General features: G+C 48.1%; 14 protein-coding genes. 10 read left to right on the forward strand and 4 right to left on the reverse strand.

Annotated features, from left to right (window positions below; translation table 11 throughout):
* Positions 1 to 15: 15 nt before the first annotated feature.
* From ACSVDI_RS06605 to ACSVDI_RS06615, 3 genes are all read right to left on the reverse strand, one after another.
* A complete protein-coding gene (locus tag ACSVDI_RS06605) occupies positions 16 to 807 on the reverse strand; it encodes a methyltransferase domain-containing protein (RefSeq protein WP_457945497.1) in 792 nt (263 codons plus the stop codon).
* Positions 800 to 1,621 (reverse strand): GNAT family N-acetyltransferase, encoded by an 822-nt coding sequence (locus ACSVDI_RS06610; RefSeq protein WP_457945498.1) that lies wholly within the window; start codon positions 1,619 to 1,621, stop codon positions 800 to 802. The genes ACSVDI_RS06605 and ACSVDI_RS06610 overlap by 8 nt, the downstream gene beginning before the upstream one ends.
* Before the next feature lie 326 nt (positions 1,622 to 1,947).
* A complete protein-coding gene (locus tag ACSVDI_RS06615) occupies positions 1,948 to 4,383 on the reverse strand; it encodes a GH36-type glycosyl hydrolase domain-containing protein (protein ID WP_457945499.1) in 2,436 nt (811 codons plus the stop codon).
* A gap of 482 nt (positions 4,384 to 4,865) precedes the next feature.
* Here ACSVDI_RS06615 and ACSVDI_RS06620 point away from each other — a divergent pair, with 482 nt between their 5' ends.
* From ACSVDI_RS06620 to ACSVDI_RS06635, 4 genes are all read left to right on the forward strand, one after another.
* A complete protein-coding gene (locus tag ACSVDI_RS06620) occupies positions 4,866 to 5,894 on the forward strand; it encodes a LacI family DNA-binding transcriptional regulator (protein ID WP_457945500.1) in 1,029 nt (342 codons plus the stop codon).
* Positions 5,895 to 5,968: 74 nt separating this feature from the next.
* Positions 5,969 to 7,432, forward strand: coding sequence for a carbohydrate ABC transporter substrate-binding protein (locus tag ACSVDI_RS06625; RefSeq protein WP_457945501.1), 1,464 nt, complete (start codon positions 5,969 to 5,971; stop codon positions 7,430 to 7,432).
* 160 nt (positions 7,433 to 7,592) lie between these two features.
* The gene (locus tag ACSVDI_RS06630) at positions 7,593 to 8,546 is read left to right on the forward strand and encodes a carbohydrate ABC transporter permease (protein ID WP_457945502.1); all 954 of its coding nucleotides are present in this window, start codon (positions 7,593 to 7,595) and stop codon (positions 8,544 to 8,546) included.
* Positions 8,543 to 9,442: a carbohydrate ABC transporter permease gene (locus ACSVDI_RS06635; protein ID WP_457945503.1), complete on the forward strand. Its 900-nt coding sequence runs from the start codon at positions 8,543 to 8,545 to the stop codon at positions 9,440 to 9,442. The genes ACSVDI_RS06630 and ACSVDI_RS06635 overlap by 4 nt, the downstream gene beginning before the upstream one ends.
* Positions 9,443 to 9,661: 219 nt before the next feature.
* On the opposite strand, the gene ACSVDI_RS06640 is transcribed toward ACSVDI_RS06635, so the two are convergent.
* Positions 9,662 to 10,525, reverse strand: coding sequence for a YitT family protein (locus ACSVDI_RS06640; protein WP_457945504.1), 864 nt, complete (start codon positions 10,523 to 10,525; stop codon positions 9,662 to 9,664).
* 306 nt (positions 10,526 to 10,831) lie between these two features.
* Here ACSVDI_RS06640 and ACSVDI_RS06645 point away from each other — a divergent pair, with 306 nt between their 5' ends.
* The 6 genes from ACSVDI_RS06645 (at position 10,832) to ACSVDI_RS06670 (ending at position 17,837) form a co-directional block, all read left to right on the forward strand.
* Positions 10,832 to 13,051 (forward strand): glycoside hydrolase family 3 C-terminal domain-containing protein, encoded by a 2,220-nt coding sequence (locus ACSVDI_RS06645; protein ID WP_457945505.1) that lies wholly within the window; start codon positions 10,832 to 10,834, stop codon positions 13,049 to 13,051.
* Positions 13,052 to 13,188: 137 nt separating this feature from the next.
* Complete coding sequence (locus tag ACSVDI_RS06650; protein WP_457945506.1) at positions 13,189 to 13,404, forward strand: hypothetical protein; 216 nt, start codon at positions 13,189 to 13,191, stop codon at positions 13,402 to 13,404.
* A 204-nt stretch (positions 13,405 to 13,608) separates the two neighbouring features.
* Complete coding sequence (locus ACSVDI_RS06655; protein WP_457945507.1) at positions 13,609 to 14,016, forward strand: Fur family transcriptional regulator; 408 nt, start codon at positions 13,609 to 13,611, stop codon at positions 14,014 to 14,016.
* A 67-nt stretch (positions 14,017 to 14,083) separates the two neighbouring features.
* Positions 14,084 to 14,626, forward strand: coding sequence for an NADH peroxidase (locus ACSVDI_RS06660; protein ID WP_457945508.1), 543 nt, complete (start codon positions 14,084 to 14,086; stop codon positions 14,624 to 14,626).
* 219 nt (positions 14,627 to 14,845) lie between these two features.
* Positions 14,846 to 16,198 carry an NAD(P)/FAD-dependent oxidoreductase gene (locus ACSVDI_RS06665; RefSeq protein ID WP_457945509.1) on the forward strand — a complete coding sequence of 451 codons (1,353 nt, stop codon included), beginning with the start codon at positions 14,846 to 14,848 and terminating at the stop codon, positions 16,196 to 16,198.
* 64 nt (positions 16,199 to 16,262) lie between these two features.
* The gene (locus ACSVDI_RS06670; RefSeq protein WP_457945611.1) at positions 16,263 to 17,837 is read left to right on the forward strand and encodes an NAD(P)/FAD-dependent oxidoreductase; all 1,575 of its coding nucleotides are present in this window, start codon (positions 16,263 to 16,265) and stop codon (positions 17,835 to 17,837) included.
* Positions 17,838 to 17,954: the final 117 nt, after the last annotated feature.

Genomic DNA, 17,954 nt, shown 5'->3' on the forward strand with positions numbered 1-17,954 from the left:
ATGCATGGGAATGGGTTATATAGATGCGGGTTTGCTTGCAAGAAAAAAGAAGCGGGGGAAACGGAAAAGAATGGTTCCATTTTTCTGCGGTAGATAGCTTTTCTCCACCCGCTTTTGAATAACCTGCTCAAATTGTGATTTTTTATTCTCCGGCAGCACATCCAAATAGGGTTTTAGCCCGGTGGAACGGTACCATTCAAGGATATCCCGATGCGACCGCATGGTGTGGAAATATGTGGTCTGCCACAGGTCAAAATCCTGCGACAGTTCCGAAAGAAGGTCAAAATATTCTTCTTGCGTCAAATTATAGAAGACGCGCGGATTTGGAAAATACCCTTTCCATTCGTCAGAAGAAGTAACCTCCTGTATGATCTGATGGATGGGCTCTTGATGATTCATCGGGGTCTGTACCGCCAGAAACCCGCCTGGTTTCAGCAGAGACATCAGTCCGCGCAGCAATTCCGCATGGTTCGGAATCCACTGGATGCATGCGTTGGAAAACACAACATCGTAATCCTGGTCCAATGTGGGGAGGTCATGCGGAATATCCGCAGTTTGGAATGTAATTCCCGGATGTTGGTTCCGCGCCGACTCAATCATGTTTTCCGAACGGTCAACACCCAACACAGAACTGCCGGGAAACCGGTCAGCCAGCACCTGTGTGCTGTTCCCCGGGCCGCAGCCGATGTCGATGATTTTAAGCGGGCACTCTTTCGGAACTGCCGGTATCCGGTTAGCCAAATCAATCGCAGGCAGCGTGCGCTCGCGGGAGAATTTTAGGTATTGCGCAGCGTTCCAGTCAAGCATCGGACCCCTCCGAGTTTTCTTTCTTAATCATCATATAACTGCCAATTTCCTTAAATCCGATCTTCCGGTAAATGCTGCCGGCTTCCGGATTGTCATAAAAGAGGCAGAGAAATTCCTTTCCGCTTTCCAGCAATTCTGTACACAACTTTGCAACCAGCCCGCTTGCCAGACCCATTTTTCGGGACCCGGGCAGGGTGGCGACTCCCACAATCATGGCGCATACGGAATTTTCCGCAGAGGAAGAAGCTACGGCAGTCAGCTTGCCATTGCGAAAAACGCCCCAGCTTCGGCCTGCGTTGCTGGAGAGATTGAATCGTATTTCTTCAATTGCCTCTGCTTCCCGGCCAATGTAGCTGTCGCGAAATTCCGCAATCTGACTGTATAATTGCACAATCTCCGTCGCATTGTCAGCGGTGAGCCTGCGTAGCTCTACACTGTCGGGCAGCTCCGGAACATAATTCACTTTGTTTAAGCGGGCCATGTAGGTTTCTTGACCATGACGATCTGGAAAATAGGGGAGAAGCCGATTTAAAAGTTCCGTTTTTCCGCTGATAACATTGACTTTCCGCGAGGAAAGGTAATCTGCCGCCGCTCTTACATTATAGTCTTCGTTTTGGCTGTAAAGTATGTAGCTGTCCAAATAACGAAGCAGAATAAAATTCCATCCGTTCGGACCTTCCTGCACCAGAACCTCGACTTGATCGCTTTCTAGTCCGAAATTTTCAATATCCCCGAAAATAAAAAGATTCATTTCGGGTTCTTTTCGGATGTAATCCAGCAGCGAATACCGATCGTTGTTCGTGAGTTTTTTCATAGCGTTCATCCTTTCTGCGTGAAAGTCAGCTGGCTAGGCCTCGCGGAAAAACCGGAAAGCGGTTACGCACGGTGTCAGTCTGCCGCATAAAATTTCGTTTATTATATCACAATTTTCCAGAAACAAAAAGGTGATTTCGCACCCCGACCGGGGAAATTTATATAAGATCAGACGCGGCGGCCAATAGCCGGCTTTGTTTTTTTGCCAAGGACACCATGCCTGGTTGACGGTTCTCCCTGCTAAAAAAGACGGAAGCGCCGGCCGTATGCCGACGCTTCGGTTTAGAGGAGATGAAGAAAGAATATGAAAAAAGAGTTGTAAACAAATTAACCAATCCGAACCTGTACGGTGTGTGTTTTGCCGTCAGAGCAAGGCGGAATCAAATTGCCCTGAATCGGCTGGCCGTCCAGTGTTACGGATGTTACCCCTTTTTGGGCACCGTTTGCCTGTTCCACGGTAATTACGTAAGAGGCGCCACGGAATTTCCGTTCTACGGTAAAATTCCCAAAGCCTTCGGGAATGCACGGATCGATTAAAAGACCGTCAAACTGTGGGCGAATTCCTAGTATAAACTGAGATACATTATAGAAAGTCCAAGCGGCGGTTCCGGTCAGCCAGGAATTTTTTGCTTCTCCGTGGCGCGGCGCGTCCCGCCCCGCAATCATCTGGGAGTAAACATACGGTTCGGTGCGGTGGATTTCGCTGATGTCTTCCAAATAAGCCGGGCAGATTTTCCGGTACACAGAGAACGCTTCGTTGCCCCGCCCAATGACGGTTTCCGCAATGGAAATCCAGGGGTTGTTGTGGCAGAAAATACCGCCGTTTTCCTTGTATCCCGGTGGGTACGAAGAAATTTCACCCAGATTCAGCCGATAGGTTGTGTAGGAAGGCCAGTTCAGCACAATGCCGTATTTGGTATCCAGATATTTATGAACGGAATCCAGTGCCTTTTGGGCCAGGCCTTCCCGCACGCCGACGCCCGCCATGACGCAGAATCCCTGCGGTTCAATAAAGAGTTTTCCTTCATCGCATTCCTGACTGCCTACTTTTTTACCAAATGCGTCATAAGCGCGCAGGAACCACTCGCCGTCCCAGCCGTAATCCAGAATTGCCTGGTACATCGCTTTAGTTTCCTGTTCGGCTCGGTTTGCCTCTGCTTCCAACCCTTTCCGACGGAAGATTTCCGCGTAAGCGGGTCCAATTGCCACAAACATTCCGGCAATAAAGACGGATTCTGCAATTCCGCTTTCAAAATTTGCGCAGGTCTGGAAACTTTCGCCCGGAACCTTTGAGAAACAGTTCAGGTTCAGGCAGTCGTTCCAGTCGGCGCGGCCAATCAGCGGCAGTTTATGGGGGCCTAGGTTGTTCAAAACATGATCAAACGAGCGTTTTAAATGCTCGAGCAGGGGCGCTTTGTTGGAATCATCGTTGTTAAACGGAACGTTTTCGTCTAGAATTGACCAGTCTCCGGTTTCGCGCAGGTAAGCGTCTACGCCGAAAATCAGCCAGAGCGGGTCGTCGTTAAATCCCTGACCAATATCCGCATTGCCGCGCTTGGTTAAAGGCTGGTACTGATGATAGGCGCTGCCGTCTTCCAACTGCGTAGCGGCAATGTCCAGAATCCGTTCCCTGGCGCGGGCCGGAATCAGGTGCACAAACCCGAGCAAATCCTGCGTTGAGTCGCGGAATCCCATTCCGCGGCCGATTCCCGACTCAAAATACGAAGCGGAGCGCGACATATTGAATGTGACCATGCACTGGTATTGGTTCCAGACATTGACCATGCGGTTGAGCTTTTCGTCGCCGCTTTCCACATGATAAGTAGAGAGCAGGTCATTCCAGTATTTTTTCAGATCGGCAATCGCCTGATCTACTTGTACGTCCGTTTCAAATGCAGTCAAAATCCGTTTTGCCGGAGCTTTGTTGATGACATTGGGAGCCTCCCATTTTTGGTCCTCCGGATTTTCGCAGTACCCGAGCATAAAAATCAGGCTTTTTTCTTCCCCTGGTGCCAGTGTAACATCGATCCGGTGGGAACCGATCGGCGCCCAGCCGCTGGCGATAGAGTTGCAGGATTTTCCGGCCAAGACCGCGTCGGGCCGGTCAAACCCGTGATACAGGCCAAGGAAGGATTCTCGGTCCGTATCAAAACCGTCGATCGGCGCGTTTACAGCGAAAACCGCGTAATGATTGCGCCGTTCGCGGTATTCCGTCTTATGGTAAATCGCGCTGCCGATCACTTCTACTTCACCCAGACTGAAATTGCGCTGGAAGTTGGTCATATCGTCATAAGCGTTCCACAGACAAAATTCGACGAAGGAGTATACGGAGAACTGCTTTTTCTGCCTGGAAAGGTTTTTGAAATGCAGGCGGTGGACTTCGCAGTTAAAGCCGATCGGTACAAAGGAAGTTTGCTCCGCAGAGAGTCCATTCTTTTCTGATTCAAAGACGCTGTATCCAAGGCCGTGACGGCACTGGTAGCGATCCAGCTCCGTCTGCATCGGCGCCCAGCCTGGATTCCAGACGGTTCCGCCCTCATTTATGTAAAAATATCTTCCGCCGGCATCTGTTGGAACATTATTGTAGCGGTAGCGGGTAATGCGCAGCATCCGGGCATCTTTGTAAAAACAATATCCGCCGGATGTGTTGGAAATCAAAGAAAAGAAGTTTTCTGTTCCAAGGTAATTAATCCAGGGATACGGGGTGTCCGGGCGGGTAATCACATACTCTCGGCGCAAATCGTCGAAATGTCCGAATTTCATAAATAAATCCTCCTGATTGTCTTGCCTTCCCATTATTACGAAAACGTTTTAGTTAATGGGCGGAACAAATTGCTGATATTTTTATAACTATTATAGTAATTGTTTTAATAGGCAAAATCAAGCTTTTTTTCATTTTTAGCAGGTTATACAAGTAAAATCCGGTCAATTCATCGTAATATTGCATAAAATTACAAACGATGAATGGAAATATCGTTACCTTTTCTCTATACGCTGCAATCTAGAGCTTCTTTTGGTTTGGAAAGCCAGAAAGCACGTTCGTTCAGGAATACAAATCGAAAATGTTTTCGATTATAATATATATAAAAGAATAAAAATTGGCATATTTAATAAAACTGGATGAATATATTCGTTTAAAACAGGAAAACTATATATTTTATTTAAAAAAACTATTGCAAAATTGTCAAAATAATATTATACTAATGGCGCGAAAACGATTTAGAGTTCAAATGAGGGATGACCCAGTGGCAAATATTAAAGAAATCGCACAGCTGTGCGGGCTGTCCGTTTCAACCGTCAGCAAGGCGCTGAACAGCTACAGCGATGTTAGTAAAGAAACGCGCCAGCGTGTGCTTGAAACGGCGGAGCAATGCGGATATTTTCCAAACTCGATTGCGAGGGCATTGAAAACAAACCGTACCTATAATATAGGGGTTCTGTTTGTCGATGACGCGCAGAGCGGTTTGAAGCACGACTATTTCGCAGCGGTGCTGGACAGCTTCAAAGTGGAAGCGGAAAAACATTTTTATGACATTACTTTCATTAATCATAATATCAATATCGGCAACCGGCCGATGACCTTTCTGGAACATTGCCGTTACCGTAATTTTGACGGTGTGTGCATTGCGTGCATCGATTTTCAGCAGCCAGAGGTGACGGAGCTGGTGAACAGCAGCCTCCCGGTGGTGACAATCGATCATATTTTCAATAATCACACAAGCATCAACTCGGCGAACGTGCAAGGGATGCACGATCTTGTGCAGTACATATATCGGATGGGCCATCGCAGAATCGCCTATGTGTACGGGGAAAAATCAAGTGTATCCGAACAGCGTGTTACCAGTTTCTGCAAAACGCTGATGGATTTGGGAATTGAAACACCGCCGGAATATTTGGTACGGGGAGCGTTCCATGACCCGAATGCAACAAAGCAGTGCGTCAATACGCTTTTAAAGCTTCCTGTTCCACCAACCTGCATTGTGATGCCGGACGACTACGCGGCACTTGGTGGAATTGAAGCGATTGAAGCGGCTGGGTTAAGAATCCCGGAGGACATTTCCATTGCCGGTTACGACGGAATCTCGCTTTCACAGGTCATTAAGCCCAGGCTTACCACCATAAAGCAGGACACCGAAATGCTGGGGCGCGAAGCGGCGCGCCGCCTAATTTCCCAGATTGAAAGCCCGCTTACAACGATTACGGAAAATGTGACGGTAATGGGGCAGTTGATTGAAGGGCAGTCCGTTGGCAGAGTTATTCCGGAACTTGGGTAGGTAGTGGCAGTTTTACTGCCATGCTGATATATTTTGGCGGATAGTCCGTCAAATTAAAGGAGGATTTACCAAGAATGAAAAAGGCAAGAAGAATTACCTCGATGGTAATGGCCGTAGCCATGATGACAGGCATCATGGCTACGGCAACAGGATGTCAGAGCAACGCGAACCAGTCTGCAGCATCTTCCGCGCCGGCCAATTCTCAGGAAGCTTCCAGTGAAGCGGCCAGTTCTCAGGCGGAGCCGGAAGGCAAAGTTCTTAACATTTGGTGCTGGAACGACGAGTTCCAAAGCAGATTCAATGCTTATTATCCGGATGTTAAGGAAGTAGCAAAAGACAAATCCACCACAACCCTGAATGACGGCACGATTGTAAAATGGACCATCAACCCGAATGAAAACAACAACTACCAGAACAAATTGGACGCGGCGCTGCAGAATCAGGAATCTGCCGCTGCGGATGACAAAATCGATATTTTCCTGGTTGAAGCGGATTATGCTTTGAAGTATTGCAACAGCGATTACACATTGGATATTAAAAAGGACATCGGCTTAACAGATTCCGACCTGGCCAACCAGTATAAGTATACGCAGGACATTGTCACCGACCAAAACGGTGCAATCAAAGCTACTTCTTGGCAGGCAACCCCGGGTTTGTTTGCATATCGCCGTTCTATTGCCAAATCGGTTCTGGGAACGGATGATCCTGCAAAGGTTCAGGACGCTCTTTCCGACTGGACAAAGTTTGACTCCGTAGCCGCTAAAATGGCCGCGAAAGGATACAAGATGCTTTCCGGTTTTGATGACAGCTACCGCGTATTTTCAAACAACGTATCTGCCGGTTGGGTAGACGGCAGCACAGTTAATGTGGATCCTAACATCATGAATTGGGTGAAACAGACAAAGACCTATACCGAAAAGGGATATAACAACAAGTCCACTCTTTGGAGTGACCAGTGGACCGCAGACCAGGGCCCGAAGGGCAAAGTATTTGGATTCTTCTATTCTACATGGGGCATTAACTTCACATTGTTGGGCAACTCCCTTGCAAAGCCGACCAGTGAAGGCGGCAAAGAAGAAGTTGGCAATGGTATTTACGGCGACTGGGCAGTTTGCCAGGGCCCGCAGAGTTATTATTGGGGCGGTTCTTGGATTTGCGGCTGCGCAGGCTCCGACAACATCGGAACTATTAAAAAGGTTATGAAGTCTTTGACTTGCGACAGCACCATCATGAAGAAGATTACCGAGGACACGCAGGATTACACTAATAACAAAGCTGCAATGGAAGAACTCGCAAACAGCGACTTTAAGTCTGCATTCCTCGGCGGTCAGAACCACATTAAGCTTTTTGCAGAAGTTGCTCCCAAGATTGATATGAGCAAGGCTGGTGCGTATGACCAGGGCTGCAATGAGACTATTCAGACCGCATTCCATGACTATTTCAACGGGACCGTTGACATGGAAAAAGCAAAGGCAAACTTTGAAAAGACCATCAAAGAAAAATATCCTGACATCAAAGAAGTTAAATGGCCTTCATAAAACATGGAAATTCAGGGAACTGCTGATTCCGCCGTCAGACGGCAGATAAAGCCGCGGAAGCGGCTTTAGAATCAGCCTTATCTAGGCATCGCACGGCTACGGGACGGGAAAATCCTGGCCTGTGGTCGTGCCGTTTTTAAGAGAGGGGCTGCAATCGTATATGAACTCCGAAAAATCGCCCAAAAGGCAAAAAAGAGTCAGCTATGCAAAATGGGGATATTTCTTTATTGCTCCGTTTTTTATCATTTTTATTGTTTTTCAACTTATACCGTTAGGGTCTACCATTTATTACAGCTTTTTTGAGTACTTCCGGCAGGGCTTAAAAATTATTGGGCCAAATTTTGTCGGTTTGGATAATTATATCAAGTTGTTTCAGGCAGATTTGCCGCAATACCTTGGGAATACGTTTTTGATTTGGGTGATCGGCTTTATTCCTCAAATTATAATTTCACTGCTTCTGGCGGCCTGGTTTACCAACATGCGTCTGCAGCTTCGCTGCCAGGGATTTTTTAAAACCGTAATTTATATGCCGAATCTTATTATGGCGTCTGCATTTTCTATGCTTTTCTATGTACTGTTTTCGGATAACGGTCCTGTAAACAGTTCGCTGGTTTCCATGGGGATTTTCAGTCAACCGTTCCGGTTTCTTGCCACAGTGACAGGAACCAGAAGCTTGATTGCTTTCATGAACTTCCTAATGTGGTTTGGCAACACGACAATTTTGCTGATGGCGGCGATTATGGGAATTGACCCCACGTTGTACGAAGCGGGCGAAATTGATGGGGCTTCCGCCAATCAGATGTTTTGGCGCATTACCATACCATTAATTCGTCCGATTGCGGTTTATGTTTTCATTACATCCTTGATCGGTGGTTTGCAGATGTTCGATGTACCACAGATTTTGACGAACGGAACCGGAAGTCCGGACCGTACCGCCACCACCATGATCATGTACCTGAATAACCATATGTACAGCAAAAATTACGGGATGGCCGGAGCGGTATCCACTGTTTTGTTCATCATTTGTGGGGCATTGTGTTTGATTGTGTACTATGCATTTACTAGAAACAACGATTCTGCCGCAATTGTTAGAAAGAGAGGCGCTAAAAAATGAGTGATCTGCCTAATGCAAACGAGAGCAGAATTGCTTCCGCCGGAGCCGTCAAGTCTGGAAAAGGCAAACTGATTGCGGCTCGTATCGGCTGCTATATTGTTCTGATTTTACTCTGCTTTTTATGTCTCTTTTTCTTTTATATACTGATTGTCAATTCCTCCCGTAATAACTTTCAGATTCAGCAGGGATTTTCCTTTTTGCCAGGTGAATCTTTTTCTGTCAACCTGAATAATCTTTTGAATAACGCCAACATTCCGGTTCTCAGCGGAATTTACAATAGTTTCGTCGTTTCTGCGATGTGCGCGCTTCTATCTACTTACTTTTCCACGATGACAGCCTATGGAATTTATGCCTATGACTTTAAATTCCGGAAAGTGATTTTTACGATTATTCTGTTGATTATGACGATGCCAACGCAGGTTACTGCGCTTGGGTTTGTTAATCAGGTTCAGGGAATGGGACTGAAAAATTCACTGATCCCGTTGTTTCTTCCCTCCATTGCTGCTCCTGTTGTGTTTTTCTTTATGAAGCAGTATCTGGACAGCAATATGCCAATGGAAATTGTGGAAGCGGCCCGGATTGATGGCAGCGGAGAATTTTCTACCTTTAATTTCATTGTATTGCCCATTATGAAACCCGCGATCGCCGTGCAGGCCATATTCAGTTTTGTTGGCGCATGGAACAACTTCTTTGTTCCGGCACTTCTTTTGGATAAGGCAAATAAGAAAACGCTGCCGATTCTGATTGCTCAGCTGCGTAGCGCGGATTTCCTTAAATTTGATTTGGGTCAGGTTTATATGCTGATTACAATTGCAATCGTACCGGTGATTATCATATACTTGATTCTTTCGAAATATATTGTGCGTGGTGTTGCGCTGGGCGGCGTAAAAGGCTGATGTCAGCCCCGTAAGCGATACCATTGAAATTCCACATGAGTACGCCGTATGCTACTCTCTTTCATCGGGATTTCCGGCCGCTTTGCATGGCGCGAAGCGGCTGGTTCTATCCCTCCTTTACAAGGATTTTCGAAGAGAGTCGGTATATGAAAAAATAGATATTCACATTATAAAATGAAAAGGAGTTCGCGGTTTCCATCGCGAGCTCCTTTTTCCGGCTTATTCGTGAAATCCTTTTCCGATAATCTCACTGGTGTTTGTAATCAGGATAAAAGCATCCGGCTCCACTTTTTTTACAAACTGCCGGAGCAGAACCGCCTGGGGTCTGCGCAGGGCAGTCATGACGACGTATTTATGACGATGGGAATAGGCACCTTTCGCCTCAAAAATCGTTGCGCCGCGGTTCAGCTTGTGAACGATAAAATCACAAATCACTTCCGGTTCCGAGCAAATAATGTTGAAGTATTTTGCAAGGTTAATGCTTTCAATCACGTTGTCAATCACGAGTGATTTTGTCAGCAGGCCCAGAAAAGAAAACAGGACCGTTTGAATATCGAACACCAGGCACGCCGAAGCGGTCACAAGAATATCGCTGAGAAGCACCGCACGCCCAATATCGACGCTGGTGTATTTTTTAAGAATCAAAGCGATAATATCGGTACCGCCGCTGGAAGCGCCAATATTAAACAGAACAGCGGAACCAAAAGCCGGCAGTGCAACAGCAAATATCAATTCCAGCATCGGTTGGTTGGTTAGCGGATGCTGCAGGGGATAGATGTAGTCAAAAACCGGCAGCCCAAGGGACAGGAGCACGCTGGAATATACGGTTTTGAGCGCAAAATCGCTGCCGAGAAAAATAAAACCTAAAACCAGGAGAAGACAGTTTACAATCAGGTTGATGATGCTTGGAGAAAAGGGTGTCACTTTTCCCAGCACGACGGAAAGACCGGTAACGCCGCCAAATGTAAAATTGTTCGGAAACTTAAAAAAGTACACGCCAATCATAATGAGAAATGTGCTGACGGTAATTAGAGCATAGTCCTTTAACTGTTTTTTAATCATGTTTCTATTGATCTGAATCATTTACAATCCTCGTTTTCAAGTAGGTTTACCGCACAAAGGTAGGTGCGTGAGACAACGCTTTTATTGTAGCAAGTTTTATAATTATTTCAAACATATTGTTGCCAAATTTCAGGAAAGAAAAATATAAATTTTGTATATTTACAATTAGAAAAAATCCATCATAATTAAATTTACAGCGTTTTCGATTCGGAGTGCAGAATATGAAGGTGTTCCCCACCATTTCGCGGGGGGAGGAGGAGCATAAACACCACCCATCTGCATCTGAATGGAATGGCCGAAAAAGTATGCAGAAATGAGGTTGATACGATGAATGAACAAAAGAAGAAAGAGATTCTGTCTCAGCTGACTTTGGAAGAAAAAGCGTCTTTGTGTTCGGGTGCGGATTTTTGGCATACAAAAGAGGTTAAGCGCCTGGGAATCCCCGCGGTAACGGTTTCCGACGGTCCTCATGGTCTGCGGCAAGAAGATCCGAAGGATCACAATAAAAGCTACCCGGCGGTATGCTTTCCATCCGCCTGTGCAACCGCGTGTTCTTTTGACCGGCATCTTCTTTTTGAATTAGGTGAGGTTCTTGGTAGCGAATGCCGTTCGCAGGGGGTTTCTGTGATACTGGGACCCGCCGTCAATATTAAGCGAACACCGCTTTGCGGACGCAATTTTGAGTATTTTTCGGAAGACCCACTGCTGGCCGGCGAACTGGCGGCCGCTTACATTCAGGGAGTCCAAAGCCAAAAGGTGGGGACTTCCATCAAGCATTTCTGCGCAAATAATCAGGAGGAGCGCCGGATGACTGTAAGCGCAGAGGTGGATGAGCGGACTCTGCGCGAGATATACCTTACCGCGTTTGAATTGGCGGTCAAAAAAGCAAAACCGTGGACGGTCATGTGTTCCTATAACCGAATTAACGGCGAATATGCCAGCGAAAACAAAAAGCTGCTAACCGATATTTTGCGCAAGGAATGGGGGTTTAAAGGGCTGGTCATGAGTGACTGGGGCGCTGTTAACGACCGCGTGAAAGGCGTTGCGGCGGGTCTTGACCTTGAAATGCCGTCCAGCGGCGGCGTTAACGACTCGGAAATTGTACGGGCGGTTCGCAGCGGTGTTTTAAAGGAAAGCGACTTGGACCAAGCGGTGGAAAATGTTTTGGAACTGGCGGACCGTCATCTTGTGCAGGTGCCGGAAGATCACTGCCATGACTGGGACGCTGACCACGAATTTGCCCGTCAGGTGGAATGCGAAAGCATGGTTCTGCTGAAAAATGAGAATGACATTCTTCCACTGAACCGACAGGATAAAATTGCTTTTATCGGAAAATTTGCGGAAACTCCCCGGTATCAGGGCGGCGGAAGCTCCCATATTAATGCTTACCGCGTCACAAGCGCCATGGAAGCGGTTCAGAAAGTAACTGAGGTGACGTATGCGCCTGGCTTTTCCATCGACGATGACCAGCAGGATGAGGCCTTGCTGCAGGAAGCGGTGCGCGCCGCGGCGCAGGCAAAGGTAGCGGTTATTTTCGCAGGGCTTCCGGAGTACATTGAAAGCGAGGGCTTTGACCGAAAGGACATGAAGCTTCCCGAATGCCAGAACCGCCTGATTCATGAAGTCGCCAAGGTGCAGCCGAACACGGTGGTCGTTCTGCACAACGGTGCGCCTGTGGAAATGCCGTGGGTCAATGAGGTGAAAGGTTTGCTGGAGCTGTACCTCGGCGGCGAAGCGGTCGGCGCTGCGGCAGTGGATGTACTGTTTGGGTTCAGCAATCCCTGCGGAAAGCTGGCGGAAACGATTCCGGTCAAACTCAGCGACAACCCGTCGTATTTGTTCTATTCCGGGGAAGGCGACACCGTGGAATACCGGGAGGGTATTTTTGTCGGTTACCGGTATTATGAAAAGAAGGGCATACCGGTGCAGTTCCCGTTTGGCTACGGATTAAGCTACACCACGTTCCAATACAGCGATTTAGAGGTTAACCACAGCGAAATCAATGAAAACGGATCGCTTAGTGTTACGCTGAAAGTCCGGAACACCGGAAAACGCGCGGGAAAGGAGATTGTCCAGCTTTACGTCAAGGACCATCAGTCCGCGGTCATCCGCCCGGTAAAGGAACTGAAAGGGTTTGAAAAAATAGAATTGAATCCCGGGGAAGCAAAAATCGTCGGGTTCCAGCTTGACCGAAGGGCATTTGCTTATTACAGTGAAGAACTTCAGGATTGGTGTGTTCAGGATGGTACATATGAAATTCTAATTGGAAAATCCTCGCGCGACATCGAACTGAGCACAACCGTACGAATCAAATCAGCTTCGAAGGCGCGGCGTCCGCTGACGGTGAATTCCACATTGGGTGAGTTCCTTGCTTGCCATCCTTCCGAGGAGATTCTGGGGACCTTAAAACGGATTTTCCCAAATCTGGAGGATCCGACGGGAATCCGTGACCTACCGCTTCGCACGGCCATCAGCTTTAGCAACGGCTTGGTTACCCATGAAATGCTGTCCAAATTGATTAACCAGGTCAATTCGAATGTCAATTAAAGAAGTGAGGGGAAGGCGATATTTTACAGGCGCGTTTTCAAAAAGTACACGATTGCGCAGAAGATAGCCATATGGGTGCAGCCGGAAATCGCCAGTGGGCTGTTCATAGAAGCGGTTCCATCAGGGAGTGCCGTAAAATGAGCGAACGTTCATTTTGCGGCACTCCATTTTTTTATTTAAAATTCCCGGTTATGCCGGAAGTTCAAAAAGGCTTTCGAACCTTCCCACAACTCTTCTGCTACGGTTTCGAAGCAAAGATAGGTTGCTTCCATGAAACAAGAAAGGCATTGTTAGGAAGGGGGCAAGGGGATGAGAAGGATTGTTCAAGTGTAAGTAAACCCCGAGCAACTTGAAGTGTTACCAGTATAGACAGGGCTTGCCCGTTTAGTGAGAACCCCCGGTGGTGTCAGGGATTACCGATAGCATCGCGGAAATTTTAGATCCAACTGGAAGATTTTTAACTTTTTTTAAAAAAAGGTATTTACAAAAATGAGAATGAGTGCTATTATTATATCAGCAACAGGAACAATAATAATTCCTATTATCAAGGTGAAGCGATGGAAAAGAAGCAAAATTTCAGTAGAAAACGAGAAGCCATTCTCAACGCGCTGCGCAGTACAACCATACATCCTACTGCTGAATGGGTTTACCAAAAACTGAAACCGGAATATCCGGATTTAAGCTTGGGAACAGTATACCGAAATCTAGCCCAGTTTAAGCAGAGCGGAGCGATTATCAGCGTAGGCGTAGTCAACGGACAGGAACGTTATGACGGAAATACGCATCCACACACCCACTTTATCTGTTCCGGTTGCGGTGCGGTACTGGATGTTCCGGGCGAGTATGTGCGGGAAAATTCCGCGACGCTGGTTTCCGAAACGTATCATCTGGAAGTCGATTCCTGTGATGTCGTTTTTCACGGACTATGCACCCAGTGCATCGAAAAGCAGCAAATCAAAAATTGATCTTTGCTCATAAGGCGAAAGCCTTACTCTTAATCACATTTTATTATTATAATGGAGGCTGTTTAAAATGAAAAAATTTGTATGTTCTGTATGTGGTTATGTTTATGAAGGAGAAGAAGCTCCTGAGTTTTGCCCGCAGTGCAAAGCCCCGAAAGAAAAATTCGTAGAACAGACCGAGGGCGTTTCGTTCGCCTGCCAGCATGAAATCGGTGTGGCAAAGGGCATTGATAAAGAAGTTTACGACGGATTGGTTGCCAATTTTAACGGCGAGTGCTGCGAAGTTGGTATGTACATAGCTATGGCTCGTCAGGCTGACCGTGAAGGCTACCCGGAAATTGCGGCCGCATTCCGCAAGTATGCTTATGAAGAAGCCGACCATGCATCTCGTTTTGCAGAGCTGCTCGGCGAAGTCGTAACAAACAGCACTAAGAAGAACCTGCAGCTTCGTGTAGAAGCCGAATCCGGTGCATGCTCCGGAAAACTTGCGCTTGCGAAACGCGCTAAGGAACTGAACTACGATGCCATCCACGATACCGTGCATGAAATGGCGAAGGACGAAGCACGCCATGGCAGCGGTTTCCAGGGCCTTTTGAAGAGATATTTTGACTAAGCTTCCTGATTTTGATATCGTAATTTTCTCCATGTTATAATTATTCCTAATAGAGAATCCCAAATCCATTTCATTTTCTTCCAAATAAAGAGCCGTCGGAGCGATTGTTCCGCCGGCTCTTTTTGTGCTGAAAGCCATATATTTATGGATTTGCTTGCCTTTTCCCGTTTAGATCGTCTATACTATACTTCTGGAAAGAATCATCCGCATACCTGCTGATTGTTCAGCGGATACGGGAAGGGAGGGCTTTTCATTCAGAATAGGTATGATCTCGCGGTCGTCGGCGGGGGAGCTGCCGGACTTACGGCAGCCGTGGCTGCGGCCGAAGAATATATAAAAAGGCACAAACATGCTCGTATCGTCGTATTGGAAGCAAATTCACGTGTGGGCAAAAAGATTCTCGCGACCGGAAACGGACGCTGCAATCTGACTAATTCCGGAATCGACCCGATACATTATCACGGGGATACCTCTTTTTTACCGGATTTCCTTTCGCATTACCCGCCAGAAAAAATAATATCATTTTTTCAATCGATCGGTTTGGTCTGCCGGGAACAGGACGAGGGCCGGGTTTATCCTTATAATTTACAAGCTTCCGCAGTTTTGGACGTGCTTCGTCGTCAGCTGGAGCACTTTCAGGTTGAAACTATTTGTGATTTTCCGGTGACCCGCTTGAAAAAAACGGCACAGGGTTTTGAACTGTTTCGGGAAACGGAATCCGTCACCGCCGCCAAAGTCATCGTTGCCACAGGAGGAATGGCCTATCCACAGCTTGGGGCGAACGGAAGCGGTTATCAAATTCTGAAGGAACTGGGGCACAACTGCACTAAACTAATTCCTTCGCTGGTTCAGGTTACCACGGAGCCGCGCCGGGCCAAACCGCTGAAAGGTGCGCGCAGCCCCGCCAGGGCTTCGCTCTATGCGGATGGAAAGCTTATTGCGGAATCCTCCGGGGAAGTCCAGTTTACCGAACGTGGGTTGTCCGGCATCTGCATTTTTGAATTGTCCCGAATGGTCGGGGAGCGATACGGCAGACAGAAATTAGAACTGTCGCTCGACCTTATGCCGGAATATCCGTTGGAACGCATTGTGGAATTTTTAAAGCAGCGAAGCGAGATTGAGGAGCTGCCGGCGTTGGAACTGTGCAGTGGATTTTTAAATAAACTGGTTGCGCCGGAGGTTGTAAAGGCAGCTTTGCCGCATGTGCCGAAAACGGTTGGAGAATTGGATGAGCATCAGCTGGAAGAAGTGGCGCGCACGGTCAAACGGTTTCGCTTTCCGGTTACCGGTACGCTGGACTGGAAAGATGCTCAGGTGACCGCGGGAGGAATCCCACTGGACGAAGTGGATTCGAACCTGCAGTCCAGGTGCTGCCCGGGGCTGTATCTTGCGGGTGAAATTCTAAATATTGATGGAGACTGCGGCGGATTTAACCTTCACTGGGCATGGAGCACCGGCCTGGCGGCGGGCCGCTCGGCCGCTAAGGCGGAAAGCGAAGGGGAAAAGGGCTTGGGAAAACCCAAAAAGTCCAGCCCGCGAAGAGAAACAGGGAATCAAAAACGGCGGAAATAGAGCAATCGGCTTAAAAGGAAAATGGTTGCTTGTTACGAGCGTTGAAAGGACGGTTATTTGTTTGATTTATCGCATTACTGAAATTAGTCTGCCTTTGGATGGTACGCAGGAAGACCTGCTCGCCCTTGCGGCGAAACGGCTGAAAGTTCCGCCGGAATCCATCCGTTCCCTGAAGCTTTATAAAAAGTCGGTGGACGCCCGTAAAAAAGAGGACGTCCATTTTATCTGCACGGTGGATGCGGAATGTGACCGGAACAACCGTCCGCAGGATAAAAAGATTACTGCCGTACAGCCGTATCATTACGAACTTCCCGCGGGGAAAAAACTGCCCGCCCGTCCGGTGGTGGTCGGGTTTGGCCCGGCCGGTTTGTTTGCCGCGCTGATTCTTGCACAGGCGGGGCAGCGGCCGATTGTTTTTGAGCGGGGAAGCGCGGTGGAAAAGCGCCAGGAAGAGGTTTCCACTTTCTGGCGCACCGGAAAGCTGAATCCGAACTGCAACGTACAGTTTGGCGAAGGGGGAGCCGGAACCTTTTCCGACGGAAAGTTGAATACGGGAACGAAAGATTCACGTTCCAGAAAAGTGCTGGAAGAGTTCGTAGCCGCCGGGGCTCCGGAAGAGATCCTGTATATGGCCAAACCACATATCGGTACGGATAAACTGCCTTCCACGGTAAAGAATATTCGGGAAAAGATTATTTTCCTTGGCGGCGAGGTGCATTTTAACACAACGGTGCAGAACCTCCTCATTACCGATGGGAAAATTACCGGGGTCGAGGTAAAATCCGGGAATGTCTCTTCATACCGTGTGGAATCGCAGCATGTGATTCTGGCAATCGGGCACAGCGCACGCGACACGTTTGAGCTGCTTCGTTCGCTGAAGATTCCCATGGAGCAAAAGGCATTTTCGGTCGGTGCCCGCATAGAACACCCGCAAAAGCTGATTGATGTTTCACAGTACGGGAAATTCGCCGGGCATCCCGCCCTTGGCGCGGCGGATTACAAGCTGGCCGTTCACCTGCCCAACGGGAGAGGCGTTTATACCTTCTGCATGTGCCCGGGCGGCAGTGTGGTGGCGGCGGCAAGTGAGCCGGGACGGCTTGTCACCAATGGAATGAGCAATTTTGCCCGCGACGGGCAGAATGCCAACTCTGCCCTTTTAGTTGGAGTCGGCCCGGAGGACTTTGGCAGCGAGGATGTTTTGGCAGGGGTCGTGCTGCAGCGCCGGTTGGAAGAAAGTGCGTTCCGTCTGGGCGGGGAAAATTATTTTGCCCCGGTACAACGAGTGGAGGACTTTTTAAAGCGCCGAGCCTCTAAATCCATTGGGGAGGTTACTCCCACTTATCTGCCCGGCGTTACACCCTGTAATCTGGACGACTGCCTCCCGCAGGAAATTGCCGATTCCATGCGGCAGGGAATTGTAATGATGAACGCGCGTCTGCGCGGGTTTTCTTACCCGGATGCTCTTTTAACCGGCGTGGAAACCAGAAGTTCGTCCCCAGTGCGCATTTTACGTGGGACAACCTGTGAATCGGTCGGGGTGACCGGACTTTATCCATGCGGCGAGGGAGCAGGTTACGCCGGGGGGATTATTTCCGCCGCAGTAGACGGCATCCGCTGCGCGGAACAGGTGCTTTCTTAAGGCGGCTCGGGATCGGTTTCGGTGTAGCCCATACAAATAATTTTTTCACCGATTTTCCTTTCATTTTGAGCAGTATTTCAGAATAAAATTTATGAAAGAAAGGGCTTGAAAAAATAG

This window comes from Caproiciproducens sp. LBM24188, from assembly GCF_054130445.1.

What these genes read in the sequence shown, in the direction of transcription:
- ACSVDI_RS06605 (WP_457945497.1), bottom strand. Translation starts at nt 807, where the DNA reads ATGCTTGACTGGAACGCTGCGCAATACCTAAAATTCTCCCGCGAGCGC.
- ACSVDI_RS06610 (WP_457945498.1), bottom strand. Translation starts at nt 1,621, where the DNA reads ATGAAAAAACTCACGAACAACGATCGGTATTCGCTGCTGGATTACATC.
- ACSVDI_RS06615 (WP_457945499.1), bottom strand. Translation starts at nt 4,383, where the DNA reads ATGAAATTCGGACATTTCGACGATTTGCGCCGAGAGTATGTGATTACC.
- ACSVDI_RS06625 (WP_457945501.1), top strand. Translation starts at nt 5,969, where the DNA reads ATGAAAAAGGCAAGAAGAATTACCTCGATGGTAATGGCCGTAGCCATG.
- ACSVDI_RS06630 (WP_457945502.1), top strand. Translation starts at nt 7,593, where the DNA reads ATGAACTCCGAAAAATCGCCCAAAAGGCAAAAAAGAGTCAGCTATGCA.
- ACSVDI_RS06635 (WP_457945503.1), top strand. Translation starts at nt 8,543, where the DNA reads ATGAGTGATCTGCCTAATGCAAACGAGAGCAGAATTGCTTCCGCCGGA.
- ACSVDI_RS06640 (WP_457945504.1), bottom strand. Translation starts at nt 10,525, where the DNA reads ATGATTCAGATCAATAGAAACATGATTAAAAAACAGTTAAAGGACTAT.
- ACSVDI_RS06645 (WP_457945505.1), top strand. Translation starts at nt 10,832, where the DNA reads ATGAATGAACAAAAGAAGAAAGAGATTCTGTCTCAGCTGACTTTGGAA.
- ACSVDI_RS06650 (WP_457945506.1), top strand. Translation starts at nt 13,189, where the DNA reads ATGAGCGAACGTTCATTTTGCGGCACTCCATTTTTTTATTTAAAATTC.
- ACSVDI_RS06655 (WP_457945507.1), top strand. Translation starts at nt 13,609, where the DNA reads ATGGAAAAGAAGCAAAATTTCAGTAGAAAACGAGAAGCCATTCTCAAC.
- ACSVDI_RS06660 (WP_457945508.1), top strand. Translation starts at nt 14,084, where the DNA reads ATGAAAAAATTTGTATGTTCTGTATGTGGTTATGTTTATGAAGGAGAA.